We start from the raw sequence: 2526 nt of genomic DNA on the forward strand, positions 1-2526 counted from the left end.
GATAGGGGTGGATCATTACGCCTCCCTCAAACGGCAGGTCGATGAGCTGGTGGGGGAGATAAACGGTAAACACTGTAGCTTCGGCTGGATGCCCATCTGGTATCTTCAGCGCCCGTTAGCGTTCAGTTCCCTTCTTGCCCTCTATGCCATTGCCGATGTCGCTCTGGTTACCTCCTTAAGAGATGGGATGAACCTGGTAGCCAAGGAATTTATCGCCACCAAGAGGGAAGGAGAGGGGGTACTTATCTTAAGTGAGATGGCAGGGGCAGCAAAGGAGCTCGGCGAGGCGATCATAGTGAATCCAAACGACGAGAAAGAAGTGGCTGAGGCGCTTAGGAGGGCGTTTTCTATGTCGTCTGAGGAGAAGGTGGAGGCGATAAGGAGTATGCAGTATCGCTTAAGGAGATACGATGTCAGAAGATGGGCGAACGATTTTATGGATAGACTGTTCTACATAAAGGAGGTCCAGGACGAGTTCCGGGTAAAGCGGTTGACGAGCGAACTTGCGAAAAAGAAGTTATTCAAGGACTATTTGGTAAGTAGGCGTTCCTTAATGTTGCTCGATTATGATGGGACATTGGTCCCCTTTGCCTGGAAGCCGGAAAAGGCAAAGCCCGATCCCAATCTTATTACCCTCCTCTCATCTCTTGCGGGAGACCCGCGGAACGAACTGGTGATAGCGAGTGGACGGGGAAGAGATGTCTTGGAGAGATGGTTTTCCGGTTTGGATATCGGGTTGATAGCGGAGCACGGGGTGTGGGTGAAGGAGAAAGGCGGCGATTGGGAGATGCTCGAGCCGTTAAAAGCCGATTGGAAAGAGGAGGTAATGCCCATCCTCGAGCTTTACACCGACAGGACGCCCGGTTCCTTCATCGAAGAGAAGGAGTTCTCTCTGGTCTGGCATTATCGAAAGGCGGACCCGGAGCTGGCTGAGGTGAGGACCAGGGAGTTGAAGAATGCTCTTCTTCAGTTCACCATCAACCTCAATCTCGGGGTTTTGGAAGGGAGCAAGGTAATAGAGATCCGGAATGTCAGTTTGAACAAAGGGCGAGCTGCCCTGAGGTGGCTTTCGAAGGAAGAGTGGGGATTTATCCTCGCTATGGGTGATGATTGGACCGATGAGGATATGTTCGAGGTGATGCCGGAGGATGCCTATTCGGTGAAGGTTGGTTTGGGTCCTTCCAAGGCTCGTTTTTATCTCGAGAGTAATAAGGAGGTAAGGGCTCTTCTTGGCGAGTTAGCCGAGCTTATTGAGGAAAAGTGATGGGTATTAAAGTAGCCCAGCAAAGAATAATTATAAAAACACGGGAGGAGGATTTCGATGAAGGCGATAAGTTTATTTTTCTCGGTTGCGTTTTTTATCCTTCTTCTTTTTTCCCCGGCAGGAAGGGGTGAGGAGCTTACCCTTGAGAGGGTGAGTGCTAATCTTTATCTGATCTATGGTGGTGGAGGGAATGTAGCCTTTTTGGTGACCGAAGAAGGCGTGTTAGTGGTCGATTCCAAAACCTTTCCCTATCAAGGGGAGGAGGTAGTAGCCAAGATACGCCAGGTTACCAAGAAGCCGATAAGGTATCTCATCTTCACCCATTATCACGGTGATCACATCCAGGGTGCCCAGAGTTTCCCCGAATCTGCAGTGGTCATCTCCCACATAAACACCTTGAGGAATATAGAGCGGTTTAGTCTTCCCGGGCTGGAGAGAGCGAAGAAGAGATACGGCGAGGAGCTTAAAAAGGTGGAACAGAAGGTGAAGGAACTAAGGGAGGAAAAAAGCCCCAAGCTGAAGGAGGCAGAAAAGGAGCTCGAGCTGATCCAAAGGCGACTTAAGGAATACCAACGGCTTAGATTGGTTTCCCCCGAGGTTGTCTTTGAGAGGAAGATGATCATCCGTTTTGGCGGGGAGGATGTCGAGCTTTTGTATTCAGGATGTGGTCATACCGACGGGGATATCCTGGTTTATTTCCCAAAGGAAAAGGCGATCCATATGGGTGATCTCTTATTCAACAACATAATCCCCTACATCGATCGGAGGGCAAGCTCCGATACCGAGAATTGGATAAAGATCCTTGAAAAGGTGATGACAATGGACGGGGTAGAGAAGGTGATACCGGGGCATGGAAAGCTCACCGATAAGAAGGGGCTTATCGCCCAGGCGGATTACTTGAAGGATTTACGAGCGGAGGTGAAGAAGTACATTGAGCGTGGCGCTTCTCTCGAGGAGACGAAGGAGAAGCTTAAGCTCCCCAAGTACGAGAAGATGGAGGGATATACCCGCCGCCTCTCCGCCAATGTAGAAGCAGTCTATAAGGAGATGACAAAGAAAGAGTAAATAAAATTATTAATTTTTTAAAATATAAGAAAAAAATTTTTAAGAAAAGCTTTAAACCCATCCATTCCATAGGCGTGGTGATTTGACTCTGGCTATTGTTAGTTAGGCATGGGCAAAACGAATTTTATGAAGATAGAAATTCCCTCTTTATTTCCTAAAGATACTTCAGAGGATGAATTTTGGACTATTTATAATAC

At 48.3% G+C, this 2526-nt stretch carries 2 protein-coding genes; both read left to right on the forward strand.

Going from position 1 to position 2526, the window contains the following annotated elements; translation table 11 throughout:
• Positions 1–1264 (forward strand): trehalose-phosphatase (gene otsB, locus J7L64_09585; protein ID MCD6452593.1); only part of this gene is annotated, 1264 nt, incomplete at its 5' end.
• 57 nt (positions 1265–1321) lie between these two features.
• The gene (locus J7L64_09590; GenBank protein MCD6452594.1) at positions 1322–2329 is read left to right on the forward strand and encodes an MBL fold metallo-hydrolase; all 1008 of its coding nucleotides are present in this window, start codon (positions 1322–1324) and stop codon (positions 2327–2329) included.
• Positions 2330–2526: the final 197 nt, after the last annotated feature.

This window comes from Acidobacteriota bacterium, from assembly GCA_021161905.1.
GTDB lineage: Bacteria > Acidobacteriota > B3-B38 > Guanabaribacteriales > JAGGZT01 > JAGGZT01.